The organism is Arthrobacter sp. FB24 (assembly GCF_000196235.1).
In the GTDB taxonomy this organism is placed as follows: domain Bacteria; phylum Actinomycetota; class Actinomycetes; order Actinomycetales; family Micrococcaceae; genus Arthrobacter.
Window position 1 is genome coordinate 2,182,005 of the sequence record NC_008541.1, and the last position, 26,873, is coordinate 2,208,877.

At 64.9% G+C, this 26,873-nt stretch carries 21 protein-coding genes and 1 pseudogene; 7 read left to right on the top strand and 15 right to left on the bottom strand.

Annotation, left to right across the window (positions count from 1 at the left end):
* Positions 1 to 226: 226 nt before the first annotated feature.
* The 3 genes from ARTH_RS09805 to ARTH_RS09815 all read right to left on the bottom strand — a co-directional run bounded on the left by ARTH_RS09805 (position 227) and on the right by ARTH_RS09815 (position 5,419).
* Positions 227 to 2,344, bottom strand: coding sequence for a M56 family metallopeptidase (locus tag ARTH_RS09805; protein WP_156810663.1), 2,118 nt, complete (start codon positions 2,342 to 2,344; stop codon positions 227 to 229).
* A 41-nt stretch (positions 2,345 to 2,385) separates the two neighbouring features.
* Positions 2,386 to 2,874 (bottom strand): hypothetical protein, encoded by a 489-nt coding sequence (locus tag ARTH_RS09810; protein ID WP_011691786.1) that lies wholly within the window; start codon positions 2,872 to 2,874, stop codon positions 2,386 to 2,388.
* 391 nt (positions 2,875 to 3,265) lie between these two features.
* On the bottom strand, positions 3,266 to 5,419 hold the full coding sequence (locus tag ARTH_RS09815) for an amylo-alpha-1,6-glucosidase (RefSeq protein WP_043429715.1): 2,154 nt from the start codon (positions 5,417 to 5,419) through the stop codon (positions 3,266 to 3,268).
* Positions 5,420 to 5,826: 407 nt separating this feature from the next.
* Here ARTH_RS09815 and rox point away from each other — a divergent pair, with 407 nt between their 5' ends.
* Both rox and ARTH_RS09825 read left to right on the top strand, forming a co-directional pair.
* Complete coding sequence (gene rox, locus ARTH_RS09820; RefSeq protein WP_011691788.1) at positions 5,827 to 7,296, top strand: rifampin monooxygenase; 1,470 nt, start codon at positions 5,827 to 5,829, stop codon at positions 7,294 to 7,296.
* A gap of 461 nt (positions 7,297 to 7,757) precedes the next feature.
* Positions 7,758 to 9,203 (top strand): hypothetical protein, encoded by a 1,446-nt coding sequence (locus ARTH_RS09825; protein ID WP_232223619.1) that lies wholly within the window; start codon positions 7,758 to 7,760, stop codon positions 9,201 to 9,203.
* 204 nt (positions 9,204 to 9,407) lie between these two features.
* On the opposite strand, the gene ARTH_RS09830 is transcribed toward ARTH_RS09825, so the two are convergent.
* The 8 genes from ARTH_RS09830 to ARTH_RS09865 all read right to left on the bottom strand — a co-directional run bounded on the left by ARTH_RS09830 (position 9,408) and on the right by ARTH_RS09865 (position 18,175).
* Complete coding sequence (locus ARTH_RS09830; RefSeq protein ID WP_011691790.1) at positions 9,408 to 10,658, bottom strand: AGE family epimerase/isomerase; 1,251 nt, start codon at positions 10,656 to 10,658, stop codon at positions 9,408 to 9,410.
* A 284-nt stretch (positions 10,659 to 10,942) separates the two neighbouring features.
* Positions 10,943 to 11,686, bottom strand: coding sequence for a sulfite exporter TauE/SafE family protein (locus tag ARTH_RS09835; RefSeq protein WP_011691791.1), 744 nt, complete (start codon positions 11,684 to 11,686; stop codon positions 10,943 to 10,945).
* The gene (locus ARTH_RS09840) at positions 11,687 to 13,126 is read right to left on the bottom strand and encodes an NAD-dependent succinate-semialdehyde dehydrogenase (protein ID WP_011691792.1); all 1,440 of its coding nucleotides are present in this window, start codon (positions 13,124 to 13,126) and stop codon (positions 11,687 to 11,689) included.
* Between the two features lie 79 nt (positions 13,127 to 13,205).
* Positions 13,206 to 14,021 (bottom strand): carbohydrate ABC transporter permease, encoded by an 816-nt coding sequence (locus ARTH_RS09845; RefSeq protein WP_011691793.1) that lies wholly within the window; start codon positions 14,019 to 14,021, stop codon positions 13,206 to 13,208.
* 4 nt (positions 14,022 to 14,025) lie between these two features.
* Positions 14,026 to 14,988, bottom strand: a complete 963-nt coding sequence (locus tag ARTH_RS09850; protein ID WP_011691794.1) for a carbohydrate ABC transporter permease — start codon at positions 14,986 to 14,988, stop codon at positions 14,026 to 14,028.
* The gene (locus ARTH_RS09855; RefSeq protein WP_011691795.1) at positions 14,985 to 16,271 is read right to left on the bottom strand and encodes an ABC transporter substrate-binding protein; all 1,287 of its coding nucleotides are present in this window, start codon (positions 16,269 to 16,271) and stop codon (positions 14,985 to 14,987) included. The genes ARTH_RS09850 and ARTH_RS09855 overlap by 4 nt, the downstream gene beginning before the upstream one ends.
* An 89-nt stretch (positions 16,272 to 16,360) precedes the next feature.
* Complete coding sequence (locus tag ARTH_RS09860) at positions 16,361 to 17,245, bottom strand: aldolase (protein ID WP_011691796.1); 885 nt, start codon at positions 17,243 to 17,245, stop codon at positions 16,361 to 16,363.
* A 12-nt stretch (positions 17,246 to 17,257) separates the two neighbouring features.
* Positions 17,258 to 18,175 carry a carbohydrate kinase family protein gene (locus tag ARTH_RS09865; RefSeq protein WP_011691797.1) on the bottom strand — a complete coding sequence of 306 codons (918 nt, stop codon included), beginning with the start codon at positions 18,173 to 18,175 and terminating at the stop codon, positions 17,258 to 17,260.
* A 135-nt stretch (positions 18,176 to 18,310) separates the two neighbouring features.
* Between ARTH_RS09865 and ARTH_RS09870 the strand changes: the two genes are divergently transcribed.
* Entirely contained in the window at positions 18,311 to 19,453 is a 1,143-nt protein-coding gene (locus ARTH_RS09870; RefSeq protein WP_011691798.1) for a Gfo/Idh/MocA family protein, read from the top strand.
* Between the two features lie 73 nt (positions 19,454 to 19,526).
* Positions 19,527 to 20,309, top strand: a complete 783-nt coding sequence (locus tag ARTH_RS09875; protein ID WP_011691799.1) for a DeoR/GlpR family DNA-binding transcription regulator — start codon at positions 19,527 to 19,529, stop codon at positions 20,307 to 20,309.
* Positions 20,310 to 20,418: 109 nt separating this feature from the next.
* Here the strand turns inward: ARTH_RS09875 and ARTH_RS09880 are convergent.
* From ARTH_RS09880 to ARTH_RS09895, 4 genes and pseudogenes are all read right to left on the bottom strand, one after another.
* A pseudogene (locus ARTH_RS09880) lies at positions 20,419 to 21,808 on the bottom strand (phosphomannomutase/phosphoglucomutase).
* 184 nt (positions 21,809 to 21,992) lie between these two features.
* Positions 21,993 to 22,760, bottom strand: coding sequence for an SCO1664 family protein (locus ARTH_RS09885; protein WP_011691801.1), 768 nt, complete (start codon positions 22,758 to 22,760; stop codon positions 21,993 to 21,995).
* Positions 22,760 to 23,311 (bottom strand): DUF3090 domain-containing protein, encoded by a 552-nt coding sequence (locus ARTH_RS09890; RefSeq protein ID WP_011691802.1) that lies wholly within the window; start codon positions 23,309 to 23,311, stop codon positions 22,760 to 22,762. Before ARTH_RS09890 ends, ARTH_RS09885 begins: the two co-directional genes overlap by 1 nt.
* A 24-nt stretch (positions 23,312 to 23,335) precedes the next feature.
* Entirely contained in the window at positions 23,336 to 24,028 is a 693-nt protein-coding gene (locus ARTH_RS09895; protein ID WP_011691803.1) for a histidine phosphatase family protein, read from the bottom strand.
* A gap of 197 nt (positions 24,029 to 24,225) precedes the next feature.
* Here ARTH_RS09895 and ARTH_RS09900 point away from each other — a divergent pair, with 197 nt between their 5' ends.
* The 3 genes from ARTH_RS09900 to ARTH_RS09910 all read left to right on the top strand — a co-directional run bounded on the left by ARTH_RS09900 (position 24,226) and on the right by ARTH_RS09910 (position 26,798).
* Entirely contained in the window at positions 24,226 to 25,191 is a 966-nt protein-coding gene (locus tag ARTH_RS09900) for an amidohydrolase family protein (protein ID WP_011691804.1), read from the top strand.
* A 164-nt stretch (positions 25,192 to 25,355) separates the two neighbouring features.
* A complete protein-coding gene (locus tag ARTH_RS09905) occupies positions 25,356 to 26,066 on the top strand; it encodes a class I SAM-dependent methyltransferase (protein WP_011691805.1) in 711 nt (236 codons plus the stop codon).
* 126 nt (positions 26,067 to 26,192) lie between these two features.
* Entirely contained in the window at positions 26,193 to 26,798 is a 606-nt protein-coding gene (locus ARTH_RS09910) for a DUF1326 domain-containing protein (RefSeq protein WP_011691806.1), read from the top strand.
* Positions 26,799 to 26,873 lie beyond the last annotated feature (75 nt).

Here is a 26,873-nt window from a genome sequence, read left to right on the forward strand (position 1 = left end):
AAGAGCTAGCGCAGCAGCTCCCGGCCCAGGCCAGGAGGCTGCCCGGTTGGGGTCGCCGAAGTGGGCAAAAAAGGAGATGTGCACGATGTGCACACCTTGGGCTTCGGATCGGGTCGTGCTGGTGCCGGACTGAGCTGGATTGTCGATTTTTGCGGGGGAGTGGCGGATATTCAAGCGCTGGAGCAGTCGGTGGTGTTGAGCATGCCTCGGCCCCGAGTCCGTGGATTCAACGAACCCTCCGCGGCCCTTTGCGATACCGGGGGTGGGCTGCCACTCGGATGGCGTAACGAATAGGGACTACCAAGCCGACAAGCATTATTGAGACCGCAAGACCACGCGCCATGGCGGGAGACCAGATGGACAAAAGAACGTCCAACGGGGCCGAGTCTGTGCTTGCGAACCAGAAAACAGCCACGCCGAGGGCACATAGGCCCAAGCTCAATGGCCCGGCGATGAATACTTGCGCTGGACCAGTGACGGGGTTGATTAAGCAGAGAATTGCCCCCGAGGCTATCCAACAGACCACGGTCGTCCATACCCAAATGTAATTAGCCTGGGCAGCAGCGCCATTTGAATTGATAGGACTGATGAGCAGCAGTTGCGAGACCAGGAAAATGCTCCCCGCAAGGCCTGCCGCGAAGCCCAAAAACAGCGGAAAACGGAGCGTACTGCCGGTCGCTGAAAGCGCGGGCCTCGAATGTGTTGATCCGGATGTATGGCCCGGGAAGTACATCCAATCCCTGGTTCCGCGCCGACGTGACGTGGGTTCCATGAGCGAGGCGAGCAATGCAACGACAGTCAGCAACACTGCCAAAGCAATTCCTGGCCATTCGTCGTAGCCATACTGTGTCCATAGGTAGGCCCCCGAATACCCGAAGCCCGTCAACGCTAGGTCCAGGCTGTCTCCCATCCAGGTTGCCACTAGAAAGATAGCGATGTTCAGCACTACGGCAGGTAACCAGAAGTGCCAAGGTCGTGTCACAAGATGCGCTAAGGGCAGGCACACAGCTCCGAAGGCTGCGCAGATAAAGACTGTTCCAAGACCGACAACTATGGGGGCGATCAACGTCATGGGGTCGAACGCGGCGGAGACGTCCTGACCGATCCCTGCCAACGAGACGAGTTGTCCAAGGGCCAATCCCATTGACACACCCACTGCCGTCGTAAAGACTCCGTGCAGCCTCTGCAAACCGGGCCCATCGGTTCCACGAGCCAAGGTATCAACGAATTGTGATCTCCAGACGTCGAGACCGACGGTCAATCCCAGGAGTGAACCCGTCACGGCCGCTGATGTCCAGATTCCGCCGAGAGTGATGTCTGTTCCAGCCAGCAGTGGCGTCGCTGTGCTGACCACGAGTGGACCCAGAACTCCGGCTAGGAATCCTGCGGAGAGGGCTTGGAGAAGGCTGCTGCCGGCCGCCAGATGCGGTGACTCAAGGACATCGAGCCGTTCGCTCCGCGTCGGATGGCGCATTCGCAAGCGCCGAAGCCAATTGCGGGGAATGCCCGCGCCCAGCAGGCCCAAACCGGACCTTACTGCCTCAAACGATGGCAGCTCAGCAGTAGCTCGAAGGTCCGCGTCATGCTCACGTGCCCTTAGCAAAGCGGCCGTCACGATCTCCACGACAACGGCAAGCAAAGCCGCGCGCCAAAGATAGAAGGGGAGAATGGAAGGGCCCTCCCACAAAGCCCCCACTATAGGGAACAAAAGGACAAGGAGCGCCACATACCAAGCGCTACGTGCCATCCAGGCCAGTTCTACGTCCCGGTGCCGGATGTGCGCGAACTCGTGGAGCAGCACGCCATCCGCCGGCCCTGGCCGCACCAATAAGCCCACGATCTTTGGTGGAAGCGCTACAGCGGGCGAACCCGGTCTCCCGAACGAGAAGGCATCGCCCATCCTGGCAGGTCCGATGTACAGTTTGGGCATCCGGAGCAAACCTGCCTGCGAAGCCAACTCAGCAAAGCGCTTAACCACCGCCTCATGCTTTGCCATCGGCGGCTTGAGTAAACGGCGGCGCCTGATCACAGAGGGGACGGCGAATAGCACCACGACAGCGAGCCCGGCCACCAAAAGTGCACCCGCCAGTGACCACAAACCACGTCTGAACTCCGCGGGTGCCGTGCAGCCCCGCTGCTGATCAACTTCCAAGGGAAGGCAGCCTTTGAGCGCCTGAATCCACTCTTTCCCGAGGACCACGTTGTGCATCCAGGACCCCACGAACAGTCCAACGGCAAGGAGCGCGGCAATGAAAAGGAGATACAAGCCCGTAGTCGGTGCCGGAAATGCAAGTACATTGACGCGGGGAACCACCGCGGGTGATGCTAACGGCTTCTTTTCCACACTCTCACCCCTTCTATAAGGGTCTGCAGGCTAAAGAAGAACTAGTTGCCAAGCACGCCAATGATTGCGTTTCCCAACAGGACAGCTCTGTCCTCGTCGAGCCCCAATCGGGCGGCCTGCTCTCTGGCAGCCATAAAAATTCGCGTCCGTTGTTCCTTAGTTAGCTCCACCTCATCCGGTGGAGATGCTTGGGCGGTGCGCGCCCGCAGCACCCGCTTCAGGGCGCCCGAGACTGCAGACTTGGCCTGATCTTTGGCGACGTCGCGCAGCAGGTCGCCGACGAAACCAATGACAAACTCGGCCAGGGCCAGGGCGAAGGGAGTCAACAGGGCCAGTTCAAGACCGAACCCTACTGCTTCGTCCTTCTTGTTGAGCATTAGAGTCGATTGTGGATCTGCGTAGTACTCCTCAGCGACTTCGTCGAACGTCAACAATTCATCAGGTGCCGCACGCTCTATGACCAACCTGGCCATCTGGCTACTCAACTCGCGTGATTCGTCCGCTTGCTGGTCCGTTCGTGCCTCTCCCATGGGTTCTCCCTTGATGAGATTCAGCCAGACTGTGAGGCGTCTGTGGTGGGAGATATCTTCCCGTTAAGAGGGACGGACTACAAGTGCTGCGGAGGCTCCTTGCCGCAATCGGCAGAAGGCTGACACTGAGCGATCCACCCTAGTTCCAACCGTGAAGTTGCGCATTCCCATCAGCGAAGCCGGGCCCTCTGATCTGGTGATTCCCGCCCGGCCTCGACCTCATCCTCGACGATATCCAAGGCTGGCTCAAAGCGTAACCGCATACGCCGCAGGTGCGCCGGCCGATACCGGCGCGGGAGGACTGGCAGAAGGGGGGTATCCAGTCCGCCCGACTAATGAGGGAACCTGGATTGGCGGTCACAGAGGCCCGTCGACACTGCTCTGAGTGCCCTCATTCCCTTCCGGCAGTCCCGGGCGTCCTGAGCTTGAGGAGCTCATGGAGGGTCGGGCGCGCTTCGAGCCGGAGCCGGATGTCGTCTGGTAGTCCGTGGACGCTGACGGTTCCGGCGTCGATGTGGATGGAGATCCGGCCTTCGCCGGCGAACGGGACGTTGTCCAGATGGAAGTAGGTGTCCCGGGCGGGCAGGGTGGGGGCCAGCCACAGATCATCCCAAGGGAGCCCGGGGTCAAAGCGGAGGAGTGTCCGGATCAGTTGCACCGGCGCTGCGGAGGCCCAGGCCTGCGGGGAACAGGAGGCGGGGTAGGGGACGGGCGCGGGGTACCTGCCCCGGTCCAGGCCGCAGAACAGTTCAGGCAGCCGGCCATTGAAGTGGTCTGCGGCTTCGAGGAGGGCATAGGCAATCTTCTGCGCCTCGGTGACAAATCCGTATCGCATGAGGCCCGCCGCTGCGATGGCGTTGTCGTGCGGCCACACCGAGCCGTTGTGGTAGCTGGCAGGGTTGTAGGCACCCATATTGGATGCCAGCGTCCTGATACCCCAGCCGGTAAACATTTCAGGAGACATCAGGTGCTCGGCGACATGGACCGCCCTGTCATCGTCGACGATGCCGGCCCAGAGGCAATGCCCCATGTTCGAGGCCAGGGCGTCAACGGGCTTTTTGTCTTTGTCCAGGGCGATCGCGAAGTATCCCCGATCCGGCAGCCAGAACCGGTCGTTGAAGGCCTGCTTGAGTCTGGATGCCTTGCCAACGCAGATCTCGGCGGTCTCCGCGTCGCCACTGGCACGGGCCAGCAGCGCCCTGCCCATGTATGCCGCATACGCGTAGCCTTGGACCTCGCCGAGAGCTATCGGCGGCTCGGCCAGGGTCCCGTCCGCGAAATTTATCCCGTCCCCGGAGTCCTTCCAGCCCTGGTTGCGCAGGCCGTGGTCGGTCTTCCGCTGATATTCGATGAATCCGTCACCGTCGCGGTCGCCGTATTCATCCATCCAGCTCAGCGCCCGGTCTGCCGCGGGAAGAAGAGCGCGGCACGCGGCGTCGTCGAGTCCCCATCTGCTGAGCTCCGCCAGCACGGCAACGAAGAGCGGCGTTGCATCCACCGAGCCGTAGTACACGCCGCTGCCGCCCAACGCCAGGCCATGGCTGGCCCCGAGCCGGACCTCATGAAGGATCCTCCCCGGTTCTTCTTCCGTGCCAGGGTCCACTTTTGTTCCCTGGTAGTCGGCCAATGTCAGCAGGGTTCCTCTCGCCAGGGACGGATCGAGAAGGAGAGACATGAACGAGGCGAACAGGCTGTCCCGGCCAAAAAGAGCCATGAACCAGGGCGCGCCCGCGGCCACAACCGCGCGGTCCGGGTGATCGGGGTTGAAGATACGCAGTGATCCCAGGTCATCCTGGCTGCGGCTGAATGTTCGCTCCACCGTCTCGTCCGAGAGCTCCGCGGTAGGCATGGCAGCCCTCCATTTCATCACGCGTTGAAAGGCGTCCGGCTGATGTCCCCGCAGCCCGGCGCCCCGGCCAACTGCCCCTGGCCGGCGCGGGACAGCCGAGAGGGTCACGGACCACGCGGTGTGGGACGGTACTTTCATCGCCACCAGGAGACGTCGTCCTTCAATTCTGGCGCCGGTCAGGGCGACCGTGATGCTCCGCTCGTCGCCGGGCCGTTCGGACTCAACGGTGAGCCGCTCCCGTGTCGCATGGCGGACGCGGCTGATGCGGTGCGCCTGCCGGCATTCCTTGACTTCGAAAAGGTCCGCAAAATCCGCGTCCGCCAGCACTTCGAGACGGCAGTGAAAAGGTTCCCGGGCGTAGTTGTGCACGGTAATGGTCTCCGTCAGATTTGCCCCGAGCTGGCGGTCCCGCTCGACCAGTACGGAGCTGTCAGCATGATCGTGCCGCAGAGTCCGTCCCATGAAGACAGCATGGAAAGGTTCCGGTGTCGCGGCCGAAAGCGCTTCAAGGGGTAAATCGTTTACGGTAAGTTTCCACTCGCTGAGATACCGGGTGTCCTCAAAGAAGACGCCCTGGGGTTTACTCGCTGACATGTCCCCGTTAGCGCTCGAAACGCAGAACGAAGTCCCCTGAACCAGGGTCACTTCTCCGGTCCCACCCCGGACCGCACTGTCATGGACGTTCCATCCGGGCATCTAATTGTCTTCCGTCAAGACCCCACCTGTATCCACACACTATGTAACGGGCTCATAAGCGCCAACAAGAGGCAACCGGCCCTGATTCACCGAGGCCCGGGAAGCGCGCAGAAGCGATTTCCCCGGTCCAACTTTCACCGCTCCGAGTGTCCGTCCCCGGCGGACGCCGCCGTGGAACCGCCTGGAAGTAGTCGACGCGGAGTGACATGAGTGTTGGACTGGCTGACGCCCCATTGGACCCACAGCCGTCCGGCGCAGCGGGCCCCTCACTTTCAGAATACAGCCCGCCAGAGGGCTTGCCGCAAGGCCCCTATCATCGACGAGAATGGTTGGCCGCGGCAAGTAAAGCGTGCGGAAACGGGACTGTCTTGGGCCGTTCAGCGCCGGACGATGAAATGGGGTTATATATGTTCGACGTGATTATTAGCGGCGGCGGCCCGACCGGGATGATGCTGGCCAGCGAGCTGCGACTGCACGAGGTGGACGTGCTCGTGCTGGAGAAGGACGCGGAGCCAGGAAATGCAGTCCGCTCGCTCGGCCTGCACCCGCGCAGCATCGAGATCATGGACCAGCGCGGGCTGCTGGACAGGTTCCTCGCACACGGGCAGCAGTATCCCGGTGTCGGCGGCTTCGCCGCGATCGACAAACCCCGAACCGCGAACCTGGACACCGCACACGGTTACGTCCTCGGCATCCCCCAGCCGGTCACCGACGGCCTGCTGGCCGAGCGCGCCGGCGAGCTCGGCGCGCAGATCCGCCGCGGCTGCGAGGTGACGATGGTTGAGCAGGGCAGGGACGGGGTGGACGTCGGGCTCGGCGACGGCACACGGTTGCGCTCACGCTGGCTGGTCGGGTGCGACGGCGGACGCAGCCTGGTGCGCAGACTGCTCGGCATCGGCTTCCCCGGCGAGCCCGCCACTACCGAGTGGCTCCTCGGCGAGGTGGAGGTGACCACGCCGCCGGGCGAGCTCGCGGAGGTGGCGGGCGAGGTGCGAAAGACCCACAAGGGGTTCGGCATCGGTCCCACCGGTAACGGCCTGTACCGGGCCGTCGTTCCGGCGGCGACGGTGGCCGAGGACCGTTCGGTCCCGCCTACTCTGGAAGAGTTCCGGACGCAGCTGCGGGCTTATGCGGGAACTGACTTCGGCGCCCACTCACCACGGTCGCTGTCCAGGTTTAGCGACGCGACACGGCTTGCCGAGCGATATCGAGTGGGCCGGGTTCTGCTCGCTGGCGACGCGGCCCACGTCCACCCGCCGTTGGGAGGTCAGGGTTTGAACCTGGGAATCCAGGACGCGTTCAACCTCGGATGGAAGCTCGCGGCCGAGGTCAACGGGTGGGCACCGGAGGGGCTGCTGGACAGTTATTACGCCGAGCGTCACCCTGTCGCCGAGGACGTGCTGACCATCACCCGGGCCCAGAGCGAGTTGCTCTCCACCGAGCCCGGCCCGCAGGCTGTGCGCCGGCTGATGACCGAGCTGATGGACTTCGAGGACGTCCGCCAGTTCCTGGCCGAGAAGATCACCGCGATCGGGATCCGCTACAACTTCGGCGAAGGGCCCGAGCTGCTTGGCAAACGGCTACGCGATATTCCTCTCTCACGCGGTCGTCTCTACGAGCTCACTCGTGAAGGCCGCGGGCTCCTGCTGGACCAGACCGGCGAACTCTCCGTGACGGGATGGACGGATCGGATCGACCATGTCGCGGACGTCAGCGGAGAACTGGACGCACCTGCGGTCCTGCTCCGACCGGACGGCCACGTCGCATGGATCGGCGAAGACCAGACCGACCTGCTCCGCCACCTGCCCACATGGTTCGGAGCCGCCTCGGAGGACCCGCTCGTCCGCGCAGCCCCAGGCGCCGGCCAGAACCAATGATGTCTCCGGGCGGTCACAACGGCTCCACAGATGCCGCGAACCCCCAATCGAGGACTACGGAGAGAGAAACGTCAGTGGGCCGCGATCGCGGTGTCCTTGCGGAGTCTTCCGGGACGTGTCACCGTCGGCGCTCGCTGAGGGCGAAAGGCCCGGAGTGACCGGGCCGATGAACGTTGGGGGGTCTGCCAGCCCGCTTAATTCCGTCGGCAAGGGCGTGCCGGGGGGGCATTTTCCCTAGCGGCGGAGGCGGCCGAGTGGGATGATTTGGTCATCCTTCGAATAGGGGGCCCATCATGGCCGGCCTTGGTGCTCTTCGACCTGGCCGCCGCTCCCGGGCATCCGAGCCCCGGCTCCTGGCGGTTTTACTTGTGCTCGCACTCGGCGTGCTGTTCGCTGCACCCGCCCGAGCAGTCGACTACGGACATGACGTTTCGTGGCCACAGTGTCCGGGCGGTCTTCCGATGCCGCCGGAAGACACGGAGTTCGTGGTCGTGGGGCTGACCAACGGACTCGCATTCACCGAGAACCCCTGCCTGGGCGGGCAGTTCCAGTGGGTGCTCGACCGGGGCGTCCGGGCTCAGGCCTACGCCATGGCTACGTTCCCCACCACCGCGCAATACGAAACCTACGGCGACGACGGTCCATGGCCCGCAAGCACCACGCCGGACCGGCTGCGCAATGTCGGGTACGCCGAGGGCCGCGCAGCTCTCGCGTCTCTCGATGAGGTGGGATGGCGACCGGAGAGAATCTGGGTCGACGTCGAGCCCCGCCCGCAACAGCCCTGGCCCACCTCGACAGCAGCCCAGCGGCAGGAGAACCGGTACGTCATCTCCGGGCTCCTGGCCGCACTGGCGGACGCCGGGTACCCGCACGGGATCTATTCCTATTCGAGCGGTTGGGAGGCCATTACCGGATCGTGGCAGCTTCCCGACGTCCCCGTCTGGTCACCGGCAGGGCGTCTCGACTTCGCCAGTGAAGCATCCGACCTCTGTGTGAATCGCAGCTTCTCCGGTGGAGCCGTACACATCTCGCAATGGACCGACGGCACCTACGACTACGACATGACGTGCATCGGGGTCTACCAGGCCCACGTCGCGACCATCGGCTGGCAGTCGAGCGTCTCGGACGGCGCCACCGCAGGAACGACCGGCCGGTCACTGCCGATGGAGGCCTTGCGCCTGTCGGTGGCAGGAGACCGCCTGTCGGGCGACATTCTGTGGAGGGGGCATGTGCAGAACATCGGCTGGCAGTCCTGGACGACGTCGGCGTCCCCGATCGGAACGACCGGGCGCGGTCTGCGCCTGGAGGCGTTCGAACTGCGGTTGACGGGGGATCTGGCCTCTCAGTACAGCATCAGGTATCGCGCCCACGTGCAGAACGTCGGCTGGCAGCCGTACGGGATCGACGGAGCCACGGCCGGCACCGTCGGGCAAGGTCTGCGGGTGGAGGCCGTTACGATCGAGTTGGTTCCGAAGGTCGCACCAGCATTCACTGCCGTGTACGCCGCCCACGTTCAGAACCTCGGCTGGATGGCGAACGTTTCGGATGGGACCGTCGCCGGGACCACGGGTCGGGCCCTTCGGGTCGAGGCGCTGCGCCTCAACGTGTCCAGCACGGCTTATTCCGGGGACATCGAGTGGCGGGGGCATGTGCAGTCGATCGGCTGGCAGCCGTGGACATCCTCGGCCAATCCCATCGGCACGGCCGGGCAGGGGCTACGGTTGGAAGCGTTTGAAATCAGGCTGACCGGTGAGCTGGCCAACCACTACAGGATCCACTACCGCGCCCACGTGCAAGATTTGGGCTGGCAGTCATGGGTCGCCGACGGCGGAACGGCGGGCACGTCGGGTATGGGCAAACGGATGGAGGCCGTGCAGATCCTCCTCGCACCCAAAACCGGCGGCTAGCGCGGGTTTCCCCCGCCAGGCAGTCCGTCCTCGCGGAACAGCTCATCGAGCAGGTCCCGGCGCGTGGTTCGGAGAGTGCCCTGAAGGAGGCGTTCGTACAACCCGGACCAGGTGACCAATATGGTCACCTGGTCCGGGTTGCCGGGTGTCTAAATAGCGGCTTTCCGCAGGACCCACGAAGTCAGGGGCCGCAGGTTCCTTGTCTTACCTGGAAGCAGCAAGCCGTGCATCCAGCAGGCCGGCCGCGACTGCTGGAGCAAGCCCTGGTGCCAGTGGAAGTCGCGGGACCACCAGGCAGTGCCAGAGGTGATAGATGTCCGCCTTGCCGGACCACACGGTGGAGGTGACATTGCCGTTCTCGTCGAGTTCCTGCTTCCAGGACCCGTGCTCGTAGTCGATAAACCAGTCGCGGGCGTGGTCCCAGATTCGCTCGTACCAGTCCGCGTACTTCTGGTCGCCGGTGGCGATGTAGAGTGCTGCCGCGCCCCCGATTGCCTCGGCGGGAACCCAGCGAATGCGGGTGGTGACCACCGGCTTGCCTTCCCAGTCGACGGTGTAAACAAAGCCCGGATGACCGTCCGGTTCCCAGGCGTCGCGGATGGCGGCGTCGAACAGGCCCCGTGCGTCGTCCAGCAGCCAGGCCGGGACCTCCATGCCGCGGGCTTCGAGCCCGGCGCGGACGTGCAGGAGCAGGCGTGCCCACTCAACCCAGTGGCCGGGCGTTCCGCCGTACGCGCGGAACTGGCTGGCCCGGTCATCGGTGTTGTACTCCGGCATGGGGTTCCACTCCGGGTCGAAGTGCTCGAAGACCCGGTAGTCGTTGTTGCGAGCAAAGTCGTGGATGAGCACCTCGGCGATGTGGAGCGCCCGTTCGAGCCAGCGGTTGTCCCCGGTCACATCGGCGACGATGAGGTACGCCTCGACGGAGTGCATGCTCGCGTTCCCGCCACGGTATGCTTCCGTTTCCGTAAATTCCCGGTTCCACGAGTCAAAGCACATGCCGGCGTTGTGGTCCCAGAACCTCGTGTCAGCGATTCGCAGTGCCTCGTCGAGCAATTCCCTGGCGCCCGGGCGGTTGGCCGCAACGGCGCTGGCAGCGGCGAGGAGCACGAATGAGTGCTGGTAACCGGACTTGGTGTCGTTTACCGGTCCGTTCCCGTCTACCTCGGCATACCAGCCGCCGAACTCATCATCGTGGAAAACTCCGTTGAGGGCGGCGATGCCGTGGTCGACGAGTGTCGCAGCGCCTGGCCGCCCCATCAGGGCAGCGACCGCGAAACTATGAACCATCCGCGCGGTAATCCAGAGGTGGGTCGGCTTGTCGGTGAACACAGCACCGTTGTTGTCGAGCCAGCCGAATCCGGTGGGCACCTTTGACCCCGCGGCGAAATTGATCAGCCGATCGGTTTCGGCCTCGAGCCATCGCGCGTGAGCGGCGCTGTTCAGCCACGTCATGTTATTTCCTTTCCATGGTGCGGGTGCAGATTGAGAATGGTGCCTGATTAGTGGGTGCCGAAGTCGGTATCTGTGTATGCGCCAGCAACACCGGCAGTGCCCCGACAGCTGCACTGCCCTCCAACATCAAGCTGGAGGGTCACTGGAGCGCCCGCATCAATCGTCAAGGTGACGGTCTCGCCCTTGTTGGTGGACACGCGCACTAGGTTTTCTTGGGGGGAGACGGGAGCCATGGCAGCCCTTTCGTTGATGGTTGAGGGAATGGGTTGGTGCAGCAGCGGCTGCTAGCCGACGGCATCGAGCACACCGCGGATGATGGTGGCAGCCGCTCCCAGGTATGCAAGGACGATCAGCAGGACTTGGGCGGCCCGGGCCGGGACGAAGCGGGCAGCGACGTCGCCCAGCACCAGCCCTGCGAGGCAGGCCACGGCGACGGCCACCCACATTCCCCAGGGCAGTGCGGGAAAGGTGGCCGGGGCAGTGAGGGCCTTGGAGATCAGGGAGAACGCGCCGATGGTGAAAAAGTACGGTTGCATGGTTGCAGCGAAGGATTTGTGCTGCCACCGGGTTGCGATGGAGTACATACTCACGGCAGGCCCACCCACCCCGGCCGCCGTATTCATAAACCCGCTCAGGCCGCCGGCCGTGACAAGGTAGCGGTGGCTCGGAGGAAGGGTGGCGGACTTGAGGCCAAGCAAAACGGTGAGCCCGACGGCGAGGAGCACTCCGATGGAGATCTCCAGCACCGCCGGCGGGATGAGCCGGACCAGGAAGGCTGCCGGGATGATCCCCAGCAGCGCCGACGCCGCCAATGCCGCGTACCGCTTCCAGTCGATGTCCCGCACTACCCGGAAGATGATTGCCCCCGCCGTCACGGCGCCGCAGACGTTCACCAGCACGACCCCCTCCACCGGACCCAGGAGCAGGACCAGGAAGGGAGCAGCCACCAGCGCGAAGCCCATGCCGGTGATGCGCTGCATCCCGGCTCCCATGACGACGGCGCCCAGCACCAACCCGGTGGTCAGCATTTACGGCCTCCAGGCCACGTACTGGACCTCCTCGAACTCCTCGAGGCCAAGGCTTGCTCCTTCGCGGCCCAGACCGGACTGCTTGGCGCCGCCCATGGGGGCGAACGCTACGGAGGGGAGGGGATCGTTGACCCCCACGATGCCGGCTTCCAGGCGTTCGGGGATGTCCCAGGCGCGCTTGGGATCGCGGCTCCAGAGGTAAGCGGCGAGGCCCATCTCGGTTGCGTTCGCCTTGCGGATAGCGTCCTCTTCCGACGTGAAGGTCACGACGCCGGCCGCCGGGCCGAACACTTCTTCGCTCACCAGGGGTGCGTCGTCGGGGACGTCCGTGAGCAGTGTGGGAGCCATGAACGCGCCGCGCGCCGGAACATCGGTCCGCTGCGTGACGCGGCGTGCGCCGCGCGCGAGGGCGTCGTCCACCAGCGCCTGGACGGCGGCCACCCGATCGGCGTCGATCATGGGGCCGAGGTCCGGCACGTCAGAACCGTCGTCGGGAACGCCGTGGCCGATGCTCATGGCGTCGAACCGCGCCGCCAGTTTCTGCGAAAATTCCTCGGCGATGCTGTCCTGGACCAGGAACCGGTTGGCGGCCACGCAGGACTGGCCTGTGTTGCGGAGACGGCCCAGGACGGCACCTTCGACGGCGGCATCCAGGTCGGCATCCTCGAACACGATGAAGGGTGCATTGCCGCCCAGTTCGAGCAGGGGCCGGACCACGCGTTCCGATGCAGACGCCATGATCTGCCGGCCCACGCCTGTGGAACCGGTGAAACTGACGGCCCGGACCGCCGGGTGGGACATCAGGGCGGCGGTAATTTCGCGCGAGGGCCCGTGGACCAGGTTGACGACGCCGGCGGGGAACCCGGCGTCGTGCAGGACCTCAAACAGGCCGGTGGCGGCGAGCGGCGCCTTTTCGGAGACCCGGCCCACCACGGTGCAGCCTGCGGCCAGCATTGCGGCGAGTTTGCGGGCCTGGATGGATACGGGAAAGTTCCATGGGGTGAGGCTGAGTGCCACGCCGATAGGTTTACGGAGGCTGAGGTGGCGCCGGCCCTGGAGTTCGGGCGGGCTGACGGTGCCGGTGGAGCGGCGGACTTCCTCGGCGAACCAGCGGAAGTATTCCACCGAGAAGTCCACCTCGCCCTGGGCTTCAGGGAGCCGCTTGCCCGCCTCGAGCGCCAGGGTGTGGGCGAGTTCGTCGCGGCGTTCGGCAAGGAGGTCGGCTGCGCTGCGGAGCAGGTCGGCGCGGTTGCGCACCGTGGTGCGTGACCAGGACCCAAGGGCCTCCGCGGCCGCGTCGGCTGCCTGGGTGGCATCCCCGGCGGTGCCCCAGGCGACCTCACCTACGGTGCTGCCGTTTCCGGGGTCCGTCACGTGCTTGGAGGTCCCGGTAGCGTGCCAGGTGCCGTTGACGAGGTGTTGGGCTGATTTGAGGTTCACGGATGATGCCTTTCGTGGGGCGGGGAGGGGTCCGGGACGGCGGGGCGGGCGCGGAAGCCCGCCGCCGCCGTCGTGATGCTCATCCCTTGCTGGCGCCGGCGGTGATGCCGGCAACGAAGTAGCGCTGCAGGAAGACGTAGGCCACCACCACGGGCAGGGAGGCCAGGATGACGCCGGCGAATAGCAGCGGGTAGTTGGTCTGGAACTCCCCCTGGAAGCTGAGCAGTGCCAGCGGCAGTGTCCGGTTGCCGGGGGACTGGATGAACAGCAGCGGGTAGAGCAGTTCGTTCCAGTGGATAACGAACAGGAAGATGGCCGCGGCAGCAACGGACGGGGCGGACAGGGGGAGCGCGATGGACACGTACGTCCGCCACGGGCCGGTGCCGTCTATGGAGGATGCCTCGTACAGTTCCTTGGGCAGGGTCCGCATGAACCCGCCGAGGATGAAGACGGCGATGGGCAGGGTGGACACGACGTTGGCCAGCACCAGGCCTGCCAGGCTGTCCAGCAAACCCAGCCGGCCGAACAGGACGTACAGCGGCACCATGTTGGCCTGCGCCGGGATGGCCATGCCCAAGACCAGGAAGCCGAAGATGGCCCAGGCCATGAAACCCTTGAGCCGGGAGATGGCGTACCCGGCGAGGCTGGCCAGGAACAGGGTGAGCGGCACGGAGATTGCGGTGACAATCACGCTGTTCGTGAAGGACGAGCCCAGGTCCTGGCCTCCGATTACTTCGGCATAGTTGGCCGGGGAGAGGGACTGCGGCAGGCTGAACGGTCCGGCGAAGAGTTCCTGCGTTGACTTGAAGCTGCCGAACCCCACCACGGTCAGCGGAACGATGATGATGACCGCGTAAATTCCAAGAATTGCGCGGCGGCTTAGTGAAGCGAGCATGCTGTCATTCCCCCTTCGGGGTCAGCCGGAGCAAACGGCGCTGGAGCCAGGTGACCAGGGCGATCATCGCCATGAAGATGATCGACTGGGCGGCGGCGTAGCCGAACTCCGAGTTGGCAAAGGTGCTGTAGATGCGGGTGGAGAGGATATCCAGGGACTGCTTGGGCGGGTTCCCCGCGATGCCCAGGATCAGGTCGAAGGCTTTGAACGACTGGACGGTGGTGTAGGCCACCACGATGGACGTTGCAGGGGCCACAAACGGCCAGGTGATGGACTTGAACTGCTGCCATTTGCCGGCGCCGTCCATTTCCGCGGCCTCGTAGAGTTCCCGGGGGATGGCCTGGAGGCCGGCGATGTAAACCACCATCATCTGCCCTGCGTGGAACCAGACCTGCGTCACGGCCACCCAGTACAGGGCCTGGGCATTGTTGCCGAGGTAGGAACCCTGCAGGGCTTCGAGGCCCACGCCGCCCAGGACCGCGTTGGCGAGGCCGAAGTTGGGGTCGTAGATGAACTTCCAGATGAAGGCCACGGAGACGGAGGACAGGATGGTGGGGAAGAAGAACAGCGCCCGGAGCAGGATGCTGCCGCGCGAGTTCTTCGTCAGGAGCAGGGCCAGCACCAGCGAAAACGCGGTCTGCGCGATCACCACCATCAGCACAAACTTCAAGTTGTTGGTCAGCGCGTTGGTGAAAAGCGAGTCCTTGGTGAAGGCTCGGACGAAGTTGTCCAGCCCCACGTAGTTGAACGCCGCCGAGAAACCGTTCCAATCCGTGATGGCGTACTGGAACGCCTGCAGGGTGGGCATCACCAGGAAGAACGCAATAATGGCGACGGCCGGAAGCGGGAAGAGGTACAGTGCTGGATTCACCCGCGTGGGGGAGCGGCGGCGCCCCTTCGCGGCGTCGGTTTCAGTCCTGCCGTCCGCGCCCTTCCGTTCGGCAGCCATTTTGGTATGGGTGCTCATAGCCGTTCGTCAACAATCTTCTGGGCGGCTTCGGCGGCCTGCTCGGGGCTGGTGCCCGAGATGACAGCCGTGGCGCTGGCCTCCACCGCGTTGCGGACATCTAGGTTCTGGAACTGGAAGCGGGCGGCCAGCGCCGTCTTTTTGTCCAGCCAGGGGCTGAGTCGCTTTAGGTCCGGGTTGGTGTACTCCACGTTGCTCACGGCCACGTGCTGGGCGGTCTTGTTGGCGTAGTAGCCGGCGTTCTCGGGCTCGGAGAGGAAGTCGATCCACGCCGCGGAGGCGGCCTGGTTCTTGCTCGCTGAGTTGACGCCCAGGATGAACGTGGCGTTGTAGGCGCCTTCGAACTTGCCGCCACCGTCTGAGGTGTTGGGGAACACCAGCTCGATAGGGAACGTCGCGCCCAGGCCGCGGACGGCAGCGATGTGGTACGAGCCGGTGGCCAGCATGGCAGCCTTCCCCTGGGAGAACAGGTTCTGCGCGGGCTCCACGGCGGTGCCGGTGGCGTTCGGCTGCAGGTAGGGGACCAGTTCCTTGTATTGGCCGAGCATCTTGAGGAACCAGTCGTCGGTGCACTTGAGCTTGCCCTGCTCGATCTGGGCGCACATGTCGTCCACGGGGGCGTTGTTGGCGATCATGCAGTTGAACAGCTGGCCGCCGTTTCCGACGTCGCCGCCCGGCCAGGAGATGGGAATGACCCCGGAGGCTGCGAGTTTCTCGCACATGGCCAGGAAGCCGTCCCAGTCCTTGGGGGCGATCTCCGCGCCGGCCTTATCGAACAGGTCGGCGTTGGCCATGGGCATGGGGAAGACAACCTGGTACGGCAGGCCCAGCTGGCTGTCGCCGGACTGCCCGGCGGTCAGCAGGCCCGGCTGGTAGTTGGCGGCGGCCTTACTGCCCTTGAGTTCGGCATAGATCCCGGCCTCGGTGAAGTTCTTGAACTGGGCGCCGCGGAAGGTGGCAAACGCGTCGCCGATGGCTGCACCGCGGACCTTCTGCAGCCCCTGGGCGTTGTAGTCGTTGGAGGTGGAGATGTCCTGGACCACGTCCACGCCGTCGTGCAAGGCCGCGAAGCGCTTGATGAGTTCGTCGAACACCACCTTGTCCTCGCCGCGCCAATGTGCGAAGGACACCTTGCCGGTGACGGCACCGGTGGCGGGTGCGGCGGGTCCGGTGGCGCCGCCTGGCGCCGTGGTGCCGCCGGGTCCGGCGCATGCTGCCGCAGTTGCTCCGAAGCCCAGGGCTCCGAGAATCGCGATGGCCTGCCTGCGTGAAATCTGACTCACAATATTCTCCTCGTTGAGTGTTTTGCTGTGCCTTGCTTGTTGCCTACGGAATGGCTGTCACCAGGACGCGCGTGGCGCGTCGGGACTGCTCATGCACTGGTCTTTTGCGACGAGACCACGTCGTCCACCACGGCGCAGAGGCGCTGCAGCCGCCGGACGGCGTCCGTCGAGAGGGATTCGACGACGTCGGGGGCACCGATGCAGGACGCCCAGACGGCGCGTCCGGAGAGGAAGCCGCTGGCGCCTTCGAGGCAGGCCCACCGGACGGCATCGGGGAACACGTCCTCGGGGACGCCGGAGGAGAGGACAACCCAGGGGCCGTCGATGGCCCGGGTCAGGTCGGCGCAGGCTGCGCGCACGTCAGCTTCGGGGGCCTGCCCGTGGAATGGCACTTCGGCCTTGTATAGGTCCGCCCCAAGGCTGCCCAGTTCCTGCGCGGCGGCGAGGATGCCTGCGTTCCAGTCGAAGTCACCGCCGGAGAGCGGTTTGCGGGAAACGGGCTCGATGATGCTGATGAGCCCGGCGGACCGGCAGATCTCGATGAATTCGCGCACCATGGCCACGCGGCCGTCGGCGGGCTCGTCCGGGCGGTACAGCACCAGTAACTTGAGGGCCTTGACGCCCAGCGCGGCGTATTTGTGCGGGTCCACCAGCCGGTCGATGGTGACCTCGCCCACCAGCTCGCCGTGCGCGGATTCAAAGTGGTCGGCGGAGGCGATGAGTCCGCAGCCGGGGTCCACCACGCCGTCCTCGATGGCCTGGTCCAGCGCGAACTGCCGGTCGATCAGCACGCCGGAGGCGTACGGGGTAAGGATTCTGGCGGCCTGGAGTTTGAAGTCCTGGAGGTCCTGGTCCGTGACGGGGGCATCCTGGTGTTCGGCGATCATGTTACGCATCGCTTCGCGCTGGTCGACGGCGAGCATCGCGAAGGCGCCTGACGGGCGCTGCAGGGGTGAAAGATCGGTGGAAGTCATGGGCTGCTTCTTTCAGCTAGGGGTGTGATTGGAGGCAAGGGCGGGGGTGATGTTCTGGTGCGGGATGCCGGAGCGGCCGTCCAGTCGCCCGCAGGAGGCAGCTGCGGTGCGGCCGGCGAAAGCTGCCGCGTCCACGAGCGGGAGGCCTGCGGCCACGGCGGCGAGCAGGGCGCCGTGGTAGACGTCGCCGGCGCCCAGGGTGGACACGATGGTGGCGGGCGTCGCGGGCACGTGCACGGCGTCGGTGTGGCCGGTTTTGACCCAGGCCCCTTCGGACCCGGCGGTCGCGACGACGGCGGAGGCGCCGTCGTCGATGGCTTTCTGGAGCAGCGCCCCAACACTGTGGTGGTCGCCGTAGTCGGCGCGGAGCCGTTCGATGGTGGGGACATACAATGCGACGCCGCGCGGACTGAAAGCCGGGATGGGGTTGCCGGCGTCCACGCTGAGGTTCAGGTTGCCGTGGTTGAGCCCGGGCAGGTTGGCGACGGCGTTCCAGCCCAGGTGGTCCACGTGTACCCACGCCGCGGCTTCCAGGAGTTCGCGGAAGCGCCCCTCGGCCGGGAAGCTGACCGGCGGCACCGGGCGGGTGACGATGGCGCGGCTTTCGGTGACCCTGCTGACCACGATGACACTGGCTCCGGTTTTGACGCCGGGATCGCGGACCACGGCTGAGGTGTCCACGCCTTCAGCCTGCAGACCGCTGATGACGCGGTCGCCTTCCTCGTCGGTGCCGATGACTCCGGCGAAAGCGGCCCGCGCGCCTGCCCTCGCGGCAGCAACGGCGGCGGTGGCAGCCGGGCCGCCTCCCGCCGTCGTAAAGTCTGCGGCGACGGTGCGGCTGTCTGCAGCGGGATAATCCTGAACCAGGGCTATGGAGTCCAGGGTGGCGGAGCCTATGAAGAGCAGGGTTCCGGTTGACGGTTGGGACACGTTCCACCTCGTTGTAGTCGGCTTGTACTGAAGAAATATACACACGCTATGTTGGAATAACAACACTTTCTGTATAGTTCTGTTTGGGATGCAACGCCGCGGTCCCACACTCAACGTAGAGAAACGGAGCAGCTCATGTCATTGCCTTCTGCGGAATCGGTCCGGACCATTCGTTACGGCCTTATCGGTGCCGGCCACATGGCCCGCGAACACGTCCGGAACCTTGCCCTGATCCCGGGAAGCCACATCACCGCCGTATCCGATCCCCAGCCGTCATCGCTGGCGGAGACCGTTGCGGAAATCGGCTACGAGGTACAGACCTTCTCCCGTCACCAGGACCTGCTCGCGTCCGGACTGGTGGATGCATTGGTGATCGCCAGCCCCAACGACACGCACCTGGCCATCCTCAAGGACATCTTCGCGAGTGGCACCAACCTGCCCGTGCTGGTGGAGAAGCCCGTGTGCACCACTGCGGAACAGGCCGACGAGCTTGAAGCGCTGGCAGCTGACTACACCGCGCCGGTGTGGGTTGCCATGGAGTACCGCTACATGCCGCCGGTGCAGGAAATCATCCAGGCGGCCCACGGCGGCAGGCTCGGCAACGTGTACATGCTATCCATCGTGGAGCACCGCTTCCCGTTCCTGCACAAGGTGGACGCCTGGAATCGCTTCACGGAGCGGACCGGAGGCACGCTGGTGGAAAAGTGCTGCCACTTCTTCGACCTGATGCGGCTGATCCTGCAGGACGAACCCGTGCGCGTCTACGCCAGCGGCGGCCACGACGTCAACCACATGGACGAGGTGTATGACGGCAGGGTGTCAGACATGATCGACAACGCCTACGTGATTGTGGACTTCAAGGGCGGGCGCCGGGCCATGCTGGAGCTGTCCATGTTCGCGGAGGGCTCCAAGTTCCAGGAGCGGATCTCCATTGTGGGCGACGCCGCCAAGATCGAGACCCTCATCCCGGTGGCGGCCAACCACTGGATCGAGGGCGACGAGGCCGAGGCGACGGTGGAATTCAGCCCGCGCTCGCCGCTGGGGCCGGAAATGCACGAGGTTCCTGTAGATGAGGCCGTCCTCGCTGCCGGCGCCCACCACGGCTCCACGTACTATGAACACCTTGGCTACCGCAAAGCCATCCTGGGTGACGGGCCGGTGGAAGTTACGGTTGCCGACGGCCTGCAGTCCGTGCGCATGGGCTTGGCGGCCGAGCGCTCCATCATCGAAGGACGCCCCGTAGAGCTGACGAATGCCGGTGCCGGGCTCAGTCACTGAGTAGATTTGTGTTGGAATTGCAACGCCCTGGCAGGTCAAATTCGCCCGGTTAAGGGAAGCAGGAGAAGGGGATATGAGCAGCTCACCGAAAGAGGCGCCATTGACGCCCCGCCAGCGCACCATTCTGGACCAGCTCGAGCAGCGGGGCTTCATCTCCACGATGGACCTCGCCGAAACGTTCGCGGTCTCGGACATGACGGTGCGCCGGGACACCCGCGTGCTGTCCCAAAAGGGACTGGTGCGGGTGGTCCACGGCGGTGTCAGCGCCGTCAATGCCAGCGGGCAGAACGCGGACTTCGCGGCCCGGGTCCGGGAGGATGCTGACGCCAAGCAGCGGGTGGCCCGGGCCTGCGTGTCCATGATCGGCGCGCGGGACGCCATCATCTTGGACGCCGGGACCACCACGTACCAAATTGCCCTGGAGCTGCCGCCGACGTTCGCGGGCACCATCATCACGCACTCCGCCCCCGCCATCCAGCGCTGCCTGCAGCTGACGGCGGCGCGGACAATCTGCCTCGGCGGTGAGCTGCTCCTGGACAGCCAGGCGTTCAACGGTCCCATGACGGTGAGCGCCGCCGCTGGCCTCCGGGCCAAAACTGCGTTTATCGGGGTCAGCGGGCTCCACGACGAGGCGTTCTACATTGAGCGGGACGTGGAGCGCGCCACCAAGATCGCCCTTATGGACTCAGCTGAACAGGTGGTGGTGGTGGCAACACACCAGAAAATGCTGCGGTACGCGCTGGCGCGGCTCGCCGCCTTCGACGCCGTGGACGTGCTGGTGACGGACGCGCCGCCGCCCCGGGAAATCGAGGACGCACTGGGTGCCGCCAACGTCAAGGTCGTGGTTGCCGTGTGAGCGCGCCGCTGCGGGTGGCCCGGCATGTGGCCCGGGCCCCGGTGGCGGACGCGATGCAGATCTCGCTGCTGCCGGCGGGGGACGAACAGGTGAACTTGGTGCTGGGCGGCTAGGCCCGGATCTGCTGCAGGACGGCGTCGCGCACCTGGGCCATGGTTGCGGCGTCGGCGGCTTCGACGTTGAGCCGCAGTAGTTCCTCCGTGTTGGAGGCCCTCAGGTTGAACCACCAGTCCCCGGCCTCGCTGCTGACGCTGAGCCCGTCGAGTTCATCGATTACGGCACCGTTCGCGTAGCTGGCCCGCACGTCCGCCAGCTTGCCGTCGACGCCGTCAACGGATGAGTTGATTTCGCCGCTGGCCGCGTACGGGTCGAACTCGCGGGCCAGTTCGGACAAGGGCCGCTCCTGCTCGCCTAGGGCGGCCAGGACGTGCATGGCGGCAAGCATGCCCGTGTCCGCGTTGTAGAAGTCGCGGAAGTAGTAGTGGGCCGAGTGTTCGCCGCCGAACGCGGCGCCCTCCTCGGCCATCCGAGCCTTGATAAAGGAATGTCCCACCCGGGTCCGGACCGGCCGTCCGCCGGTCGCGGCAACAATTTCCGGCACCGCGCGTGACGTGATCAGGTTGTGGATGATCACCGGCTCGGCTTCCCCGGCGGCCTGGGCGCGGCGGATCTCCCGGACGGCAATCAATGCCGTAACGGCCGACGGCGTCACCGGCCTTCCGTTCTCGTCGATCACGAAGCAGCGGTCGGCGTCGCCGTCGAAGGCCAGGCCAATGTCGGCGCCGTGGGCGATGACGGCGGCCTGCAGGTCGCGGAGGTTCTCAGGCTCAAGCGGGTTGGCAGGATGGTTGGGAAACGTCCCGTCGAGCTCGAAGTACAGCGGCACAACAGTCAGCGGCAATGCGGGGTGGAACTGGTTCCCAAGGACCGCGGGAACGGTCAGCCCCGCCATGCCGTTGCCGGCGTCCACCACCACTTTCAGCGGCCGGACGGCATTCAAGGGCACGAGCGAGCGGAGCTTTTCTGCGTAACCCGCGAGCACGTCAAGCGTGGACACGGTGCCCTGGACCGCGGCTGCGGGGATCCCGCGGTCGACGTACTGCTGGGCCAGGTCCCGTATGGCCGTGAGCCCGGTTTCGGCGGAAACCGGCACGGCGCCGGCCTTGGCCATCTTGATCCCGTTGTATTGCGCGGGGTTATGGCTCGCGGTGAAAATGGCCCCGGCTATGTCCAGTGCGCCGCACGCGTAGTAAAGCTCATCGGTGGAGATAAGGCCCAGGGACTTCACGTCCGCACCGCGCCGGGCAGCGCCCGCCGCAAAGGCGCCGCTAAAACCGGGTGAAGAGGGCCGCATGTCCCCCCCCGCAAGCGATGGTCTGGCCGGACAGGCCCAGTACGTCCACAAACGCGGCGCCCACGGCTTCGGCGCTTTCCTCGCTGATGGAAACGCCGACGACGCCCCTCACGTCGTAGGCCTTGAAGGACGGTGACAGGTCCATATTGCTCCCGGGAAGTCGCGGCCATGCGCATGAGTAGCTATGCGAACATGGAGTGTTGGAATTTCAACACCACTTTAGCAGGTGTAGGTCACCCCTCACCGAAACGGCTCAGCAATAGGCCCCGGGTCGCCGGAACGGAACGGGCACGCCTGAGCGTTCGGCGAAGCCCGTAGCCGTAGTTCTCTTAGAACAGCGGCCAGGGCACCGCCGACATCTCACCGCTCGGAGCCGGAAACCGCCCTGCCAAGCGCAACCGGGCGCAGCGCGTGGCGAGCGATGCGATTTCTTCGGCGCTGAGCAAGTCCGCCAGGCTTCGGCTCAGCCCGCCGTGCAGTCCTTCGATGACTCGATCGATGCCGTTGCGTTCCTCGGCGGTCAGTTTGTCGCCTAGCCACCCCCACAGCACTGTCCGCAGCTTGTAGTCGCGGTGAAAAGTGAGCCCATGGTCCACGCCGTGCCGGTGTCCGTCTGTCATGGCCAGGACGTGGTTGCCCTTGCGGTCGGCGTTGTTCACGACGGCGTCGAACACCGCCATGCGCCGGAGCGCCGGAGAGTCCTCGTGGACGAGGGCGACCGTCCGTCCGTACTCATCCTGACCCTCAAGGACTTGCTTCCACCCGGTCTCCGGTACGTCGCCCGCCGCAACGAGGTTCACAGCGTTCTGGTCGGGGTCTGGCTCCTTCCACAGCTGCACCATTCCTTTACCTAACGGACCGTCCCGCAGCCATGTGCGTGGCACAATGTTCCACCCGAGGACCTCGGAAACCAGGTATGCGGCCACCTCCCGGTGGGCAAGGAAGCCGTCGGGAAAATCCCACAGCGGTTTCTCCCCGGCAATCGGTTTGTAAACGACCGCTGTGTCGCCGATGCTGCCCAGGAAGGTGGCGTTCGATGCCGTCGTGATGCGGCCGGTGAGGATCAGCTCGTCAGTCAGCAGGTCGGGTGCCGGCATCAGGCCTCAGGCAAGGTGCAGACGTGCCCGTCGGCGTCTACGGGATAACCGCAGAGCGGGCATGCCGGACGCCCGGCGCCCACCACCTCCCGGGTCCGCTTGGCGAATGCCCGAGCGGTACCAACAGGCATCCGCACCAGCAACATTTCGGGCACGTCAGGGCCGTTCTCAGCCGGCGATTCGAGGTCATCAGCATCGACTTCGGTGAGTGGGTATGCCTCTATGACTACCTGCGCCGTCGTCGGGTCCCAACCTAACGTCATGGCCCCGGTTCGAAACTGCTCCGTGACCGGCTCGAGCTGGTCATTGTCGACAAGTTCGATGGGAGTACCCGTGGGCACGCTGAAGGGGTTGCCTTCGAGGGCAATGAGCTGATCGAGGATTTCGTCAATCTTCTCGGCGAGCTGGGCTGACTGCTGCTTCTCCAGCGCGATGCTCACAATCTGCTTACCTGCACGTACCTGCAGGTAGAACGTGCGCGCGCCCGGAAAGCCGATGGTGCCGATGACGACCCGGTCAGGCCAGGCAAACTCGTGAACAAGTGTGGGCATGTCAGTATTTTAGGCACATGAGGCCTACTGCGCCTTTTGCCCTGCGCCGCCGCCGACTGGCGCATCGCCGGAGGTGATGCCGTTCGACAGCCACGACAGATCCCCCGCGTCGGTGTTCGTCGCATAGACGGTCGGCCGAACAGCACCATAGTGGACGATCGAAACGGAGGCAGGGCCCACGTTAATACGCTGGAACAGGTCGAGGTGCATGCCGAGCGCGTCGGCCAGGATTGACTTGATGACGTCGCCGTGACTTACCGCCACCCACACGGCTCCCGGCCCGTACTCGGCTTCAAAGGCTGCATCGTGGCGCCGGATCGCCGCTACCGACCGAGCCTGCATCGCCGCCATGGATTCACCGCCGGGGAAAACGACAGTGGAAGGCCGCGACTGCACAGCAGCCCACAGGTCTTCGGTAGCGAGCTCACTGAGCATCCGGCCCTGCCACCGGCCGTAATCGCACTCGGTGAGATCGGGATCGGCCGGCGCGGAAGGATTGCCGGCCTGGCGATCGAGGATGAGCTGGGCGGTCTGCTGACATCGCTCAAGGGGGCTCGACACCACCCCGACTACGCGCACGGCCGCGAGCCGGTCTCCGGTCAGAGCCGCCTGTTCGCGCCCGACCTGGTCCAGGCTGACGCCTACGGCCCGACCGGCCAGCAGTCCAGTGGCATTGGCTGTGGTGCGGCCGTGCCGCACGAGAATAACTGTCGCCATCCCCCCAGCCTAACCACCCGCTCGACGGCGGTGTGAACCGTAGAGTTCCCGGGTCCGAAACCGATTGCGCGGCGGCGAGTCCACCGCGGTTAGGCAGCGTCCCGTGGTCTGCACTAGAGCCCGTTCTGCGAGTAGATTGCTAGAATCCGCTGATAGCCCGCAGATCAGTGAAATGAGCATGTTGGCAGGGGATTCGGATGGGCCCTCCGTATCGTATCGATACTCACCAGCACATCGTTCCGCCGGCGTATGCGCGGTGGATACGTGAAAAGGGGATACACCCCGGTGGGATTGGTCTGCCGTCGTGGTCCGAGCGCTCCGCGTTGAAGTTCATGGACAGGCACGACGTGCAGACTGGCATCCTTTCCCTGTCCACGCCCGGCGTCTATTTCGGGGATGCGATGGAAACGCGGTTGAGGGCGCGGGAGGTCAACGAGTTCTGTGCGGAGGTGGTGGCCGCCCGGCCGGATCGGTTCGGGTTCTTTGCGACGCTCACACTGCCCGACGTGGAAGGTGCCCTTGCGGAGGCCCGGTACACCCTGGACACCCTCCACGCGGACGGGATCGTGTTGCTGGCCAATAATGACGGCCGCTACCTCGGCGATCCGGGTTTTGAGCCTTTGCTGGAGTTCCTGCACCACCGGCGGGCCGTGGTCTTCATCCACCCTGGTGACCTTCCTGCTCCGGCCGTGCCGGGCATACCGGCCTTTGCCGCGGATTTCATGCTCGACACCACCCGCACGGCGATTAGCCTGGTTCTGTCCGGTGCGATGGAGAAGTTCTCCGGGATCAGGTTTATCCTGGCCCATGCGGGCGGCTTCGTGCCCTTCATTGCCTACAGAATCCTCCTGACCATGCTCCTCGACAGGGAACTGGCTCTCAGCGCGCTGGCGGCGTTGGGAGATAAGAAGCAGTCCGTCCTGCGACGCTTTTACTACGATGTTGCCCTGTCTGCCAGCCCGGCAGCGTTGCCCAGCCTGCTTGAGGTAGCTGACCCGGGCCGCATCACATACGGCACTGATTTCCCCTTCGCCCCCTCTGCAGCGATCGATTTCCTGAACATGCAGTATGAGAATTACCCGCTGGATCACGCAGTTCGCGCGGCGATAGACCGAAGCAACTCCGAGGCGCTGTTTCCCCGTCTCAGCCTTGATCGGCGTTAGGCCGTTGAGGGCGTCCCGCCCCGTGGCGGGCTATTTGTCGGCGGCGGCCGGTGCCGTTGGCCGGCCCGGGGCCTGCGCCGTAAGCGGAGGGGGAGGACGGCCCGTGCTTGCTAGGATCAGCCCTATTGTCCCGCTCGTGAGACTCTGCCTGAAGGGGAAAACCATTGAAGGCCAACCACTACGACGATTTTGCCGAGTACTACGCCGCCGAGAACGAAGCCAGCCTCCTCAACGCCTACTACGAGCGACCGGCGATGATTGGCCTCGCCGGTGACGTGGACGGTCACCGGGTCCTGGACGCAGGGTGTGGCTCCGGGCCCCTGTCCGCTGCACTGAGCGCGAAAGGCGCGATCATGACCGGCTTCGATTCCAGTCCTGCGATGCTCGAATTGGCAAGACAGCGATTGGGCGCGACCGCAGACCTGTACGTGGCCGATCTCAGCAAGCCGCTCCCTTTCGCCGATGGCTCTTTCGACGACATTGTCTCTTCCTTGGTGCTGCACTATCTGCAGGACTGGTCAGCACCGCTTGCCGAACTGCGGCGCGTGCTGAAGCCGGGTGGTCGCCTGATCCTGTCGGTCAACCACCCCACAGTCAGCGTGATCAACCAACCAACGGAGGACTACTTCGCCATCCGGGAGTACTCGGAGGATTATGAGTTCGACGGCGAGCCTGCGGTCCTGACCTTCTGGCACCGACCACTTCACGCGATGATCAGCGCCTTCACGTCGACGGGATTTCACGTCACCACCGTGAGCGAACCGGAGCCGTCTCCAGACACACCGCACGAACTCCTTCCGCCGCGCATCCTCAACGGCGAGAGGACAGCGTTCCTGTCCTTCATCTTCTTCGTCCTCGAAGCAAACAAAGTCTGAACTGGAACAGACAGGCCCGTTTCGGCCGATGAGGAACTGCTCAGGGGTTTGCTGCCGCGTTCCGTTGACACCGCTCAGGACGGCGAGGAGACTTTTTTGGGGGAGCCTCTTCGAAAGGAGCCCTAAATGCCGTGGCATGTCGAGGGCACGTATTTTGAGAATTGCAACTGCGACATGGTCTGCCCGTGTTCCACTTCAGGGCTGACCGCGCCGGCGGATAACGAACGCTGTGACGTGGCGTTGGCTTTCCACGTCGAAACGGGCGAAGTAAACGGAGTCGACGTCGGCGGTCTGACAGTCTGCGTCGTAGCCGACACTCCGGCCCTCATGAGTGACGGGGGCTGGAAGGTCGGAGTGCTGGTGGATGCAGCCGCCTCAGCTGAGCAGGCCGAAGCTCTCGGTGCAGTCTTCGGCGGACAGCTCGGTGGTCCGATGGAGGGCCTCGCCCCCTTGATCGGTGAAATGGCGGGCATGGCCTCCTTGGAAATGGCCTACGCAGATGACGGGCATGTCCACCAGGTCCGGATTGGCAGTGCGGTCGACATGGTGGTCGAGGACTTCGTGTCTCCCCTTGATCCCACAGGACAAGGAGTCAAAGTCAGCGGGGTCGGATTCCCGGCCGACACCCTGGCAGCCGGCACATCAAGCACCGCCCGCGTCGACGTGTTCGGGATGACCTGGGATAACGCCGGGAAGAACTCCTTCTCTGCCCCCTTCGCCTGGTCCGCTTAAGTGCCGGGCAGGAGCCGCCTGACACCCAGCCACCATGCGGCGGAGTTGGCATTGACGGCGTGCGCCGCAACACTG

Coding starts and splice junctions, on each gene's coding strand:
- ARTH_RS09810 (WP_011691786.1), bottom strand. CDS start 2,874: ATGGGAGAGGCACGAACGGACCAGCAAGCGGACGAATCACGCGAGTTG.
- ARTH_RS09815 (WP_043429715.1), bottom strand. CDS start 5,419: ATGCCCGGATGGAACGTCCATGACAGTGCGGTCCGGGGTGGGACCGGA.
- rox (WP_011691788.1), top strand. CDS start 5,827: ATGTTCGACGTGATTATTAGCGGCGGCGGCCCGACCGGGATGATGCTG.
- ARTH_RS09825 (WP_232223619.1), top strand. CDS start 7,758: ATGCCGCCGGAAGACACGGAGTTCGTGGTCGTGGGGCTGACCAACGGA.
- ARTH_RS09830 (WP_011691790.1), bottom strand. CDS start 10,658: ATGACGTGGCTGAACAGCGCCGCTCACGCGCGATGGCTCGAGGCCGAA.
- ARTH_RS09835 (WP_011691791.1), bottom strand. CDS start 11,686: ATGCTGACCACCGGGTTGGTGCTGGGCGCCGTCGTCATGGGAGCCGGG.
- ARTH_RS09845 (WP_011691793.1), bottom strand. CDS start 14,021: ATGCTCGCTTCACTAAGCCGCCGCGCAATTCTTGGAATTTACGCGGTC.
- ARTH_RS09850 (WP_011691794.1), bottom strand. CDS start 14,988: ATGAGCACCCATACCAAAATGGCTGCCGAACGGAAGGGCGCGGACGGC.
- ARTH_RS09860 (WP_011691796.1), bottom strand. CDS start 17,245: ATGACTTCCACCGATCTTTCACCCCTGCAGCGCCCGTCAGGCGCCTTC.
- ARTH_RS09870 (WP_011691798.1), top strand. CDS start 18,311: ATGTCATTGCCTTCTGCGGAATCGGTCCGGACCATTCGTTACGGCCTT.
- ARTH_RS09875 (WP_011691799.1), top strand. CDS start 19,527: ATGAGCAGCTCACCGAAAGAGGCGCCATTGACGCCCCGCCAGCGCACC.
- ARTH_RS09885 (WP_011691801.1), bottom strand. CDS start 22,760: ATGCCGGCACCCGACCTGCTGACTGACGAGCTGATCCTCACCGGCCGC.
- ARTH_RS09890 (WP_011691802.1), bottom strand. CDS start 23,311: ATGCCCACACTTGTTCACGAGTTTGCCTGGCCTGACCGGGTCGTCATC.
- ARTH_RS09895 (WP_011691803.1), bottom strand. CDS start 24,028: ATGGCGACAGTTATTCTCGTGCGGCACGGCCGCACCACAGCCAATGCC.
- ARTH_RS09900 (WP_011691804.1), top strand. CDS start 24,226: ATGGGCCCTCCGTATCGTATCGATACTCACCAGCACATCGTTCCGCCG.
- ARTH_RS09910 (WP_011691806.1), top strand. CDS start 26,193: ATGCCGTGGCATGTCGAGGGCACGTATTTTGAGAATTGCAACTGCGAC.